The sequence below is a fragment of the Elioraea sp. Yellowstone genome (genome assembly GCF_006704265.1).
GTDB lineage: Bacteria > Pseudomonadota > Alphaproteobacteria > Acetobacterales > Acetobacteraceae > Elioraea.
The window spans coordinates 1-2,214 of record NZ_VIKA01000260.1 but is presented as its reverse complement, the minus strand read 5'-3'; the positions used below and the strand labels follow the sequence as shown (position 1 = coordinate 2,214).

Below are 2,214 nucleotides of genomic sequence, written 5' to 3'. Positions count from 1 at the left end.
CCAGACGCGCGCTCGTCTGGCAGGCGCGCGGCTTCGTCCCCGGCCGCGGCACCCTGGCCGACGCCGTGCTGCGCGCGGCCGGCCTCGTCAACGCAGCCCCCTTCGCGGGCTACGGCTTCGTCTCCCTGGAGCGCCTGCTCGCCGACCCGCCCGACCTGCTCGTCACCGCACCCGCCGCCGGCCCGCCCTCGCTCTCCGAGGCGCTGCTGGAGCACCCGGCGCTCGCCCGCGCCGCGATCCCGCGCGCGCGGATCGATCCCGCCTGGCTTGCCTGCGGCGGTCCGCAGACCGTGCGCGCGGCCGCAGCGCTCGCGCGATGACGGCGGCGCTCGGGTTGCTCGCAGCGGTGCTCGCCGCCGCCTCGCTGCTGGTTGGCGCGGCCGGGCTCGGCGTGCCCGACCCCGTGATCCTGTGGGAGGTGCGCGCGCCGCGCACCGTGCTGGCGGTGCTGGTTGGCGGGGGGCTGGGGCTGGCCGGCGCGGTGATGCAGGGGCTCATGCGCAACCGCCTCGCCGATCCCGGCCTGCTCGGCGTCACGGGCGGGGCGAGCCTCGGGGCGGTGCTGGCGTATTACTGGGGGCTCGCCGCGGCCTTACCGCTCGCCCTGCCGCTCGGCGGGCTCGCCGGCGCGCTCGCGGCCGCCGCGCTGGTGTTCGCGCTGGCTGCGCGCGCAGGCACGGGGGCGGCGCTGATCCTCGCCGGCATCGCGGTGGCGGCGATCGCCTCGGCCGCGGTGGCAATGGCGCTCTCCTTCGCACCCAACCCGTTCGCGCTGGCCGAGATCACGATCTGGCTGCTCGGCAGCCTGGAGGATCGCGCCTGGCGCGACGCCGCGCTCGCGGCACCCGTGGTGCTCGCGGGTACGGCGCTGCTGCTGCCGCTCGGGCCGCGGCTCGATGCGCTCGCCCTCGGCGAGACCACCGCCGCGAGCCTGGGCGTGTCGGTCGCGTCCACCATGCGGCTCGCCGCCCTCGGCGCTGCACTCGCGGTCGGCGGCGGCACGGCGGTCGCGGGCGGGGTCGGCTTCGTCGGGCTGATCGTGCCGAACCTCGTCCGCTTCGGCGCGGGCGAGCGGCCGAGCACGCTGCTCTGGCCCTCCGCGCTTGCGGGTGCCGCCCTGGTGCTCGCCGCCGACATCGCGGTGCGCCTGGTGCCCTTGCAGCAGGAACTCCGGCTCGGCGTGCTGACCGCGCTGATCGGCGCCCCGCTCCTGCTCCATCTCGCGCTGCGCCACGGGAGGGTGGCGTGATCGCCGCCGAGGAGCTGATCGTGCGGCTCGGCGGTCGCGCGGTGCTGGACGGCGTGTCGCTCAAGGTCCGGGCCGGCGAGCTGGTCGCGCTGGTCGGCCCGAACGGCGCGGGCAAGTCGACGCTGCTGCGCGCGCTCGCCGGCCTGCTCCGGCCGGATGCCGGTCGGGCGACGCTGGACGGCACGCCGCTCGCCGCCCTTTCCCCCCGCGGGCGCGCGCGCCGCATCGCCTGGCTGGAGCAGGGTGCGCGCGCCGCCTGGGGCATGACGGTGCGCGAGATCGCCGCGCTCGGCCGCCTGCCGCACAGCGATGCGGCCGAGGCCCCGGTCGCGGCCGCGCTCGCAGCCCTCGGGCTCGATCACATGGCCGACAGGCGGATCGACCGGCTTTCGGGCGGCGAGGTGCGGCGGGCCATGATCGCACGCGTGCTCGCCACCGCCCCCGACGTGATGCTGCTCGACGAGCCCTGCGCCGATCTCGACCCGGCGCAGGGCTTCGCGGTGATGCGGCTGCTGCGCGCGCAAGCGGCCGCCGGCCGGGCGGTGGTCGTCGTGCTGCACGACCTCGCCCTCGCCGCGCGTTTCGCCGACCGCGTGGCACTGCTCGAGGCCGGCCGCCTGGTCGCCGACGGCCCTCCCGATTCGGTCATGGCCGACGCGGTGGTGGGGCGCGTGTTCGGCGTGCGCATCGGCACGGGCCTGGCGGTCCTGCCGGCATGAGCGCGCGGCTCGGCCTCGCGGTCGGCCTCTCCGCCGCGCTCCATGCCGCGGTGGCGGGGCTGCTGGCCGCGCTGCCGCCCGCAGCACCCGAGGAGCCACCCGAGCAGGGCGTCGCGATCGCGGTCGTGTTCTCCGCCGGGGGCGATGGCGTGCGCATCGGCAAGGCGGCGGATCCCGCGCCGCCGACACCGCCGGCGACCGAACCTGCGGCCGAGACGACCCCCGGGGTCGCCGCCGGGCCTGCCC

The 2,214-nt window shown here is 78.1% G+C and carries 3 protein-coding genes and 1 pseudogene; all 4 read left to right on the top strand.

All coding sequences use genetic code 11. The features are described from left to right. Positions 1-320: pseudogene (locus FK498_RS19580) on the top strand (ABC transporter substrate-binding protein); the annotation flags it as partial. Beyond that, entirely contained in the window at positions 317-1,249 is a 933-nt protein-coding gene (locus tag FK498_RS18470; protein WP_141857140.1) for an iron chelate uptake ABC transporter family permease subunit, read from the top strand. The pseudogene FK498_RS19580 and the gene FK498_RS18470, both read left to right, overlap by 4 nt. Beyond that, on the top strand, positions 1,246-1,968 hold the full coding sequence (locus FK498_RS18465; protein WP_141857138.1) for an ABC transporter ATP-binding protein: 723 nt from the start codon (positions 1,246-1,248) through the stop codon (positions 1,966-1,968). Before FK498_RS18470 ends, FK498_RS18465 begins: the two co-directional genes overlap by 4 nt. Then, positions 1,965-2,214, top strand: a 250-nt coding sequence (locus tag FK498_RS18460) for a hypothetical protein (RefSeq protein WP_202614932.1), incomplete at its 3' end; no start/stop codon positions are given. The genes FK498_RS18465 and FK498_RS18460, both read left to right, overlap by 4 nt.

Excerpts from the sequence above, each read along its gene's own strand:
- FK498_RS18470 (WP_141857140.1), top strand. The coding sequence starts at position 317 with ATGACGGCGGCGCTCGGGTTGCTCGCAGCGGTGCTCGCCGCCGCCTCG.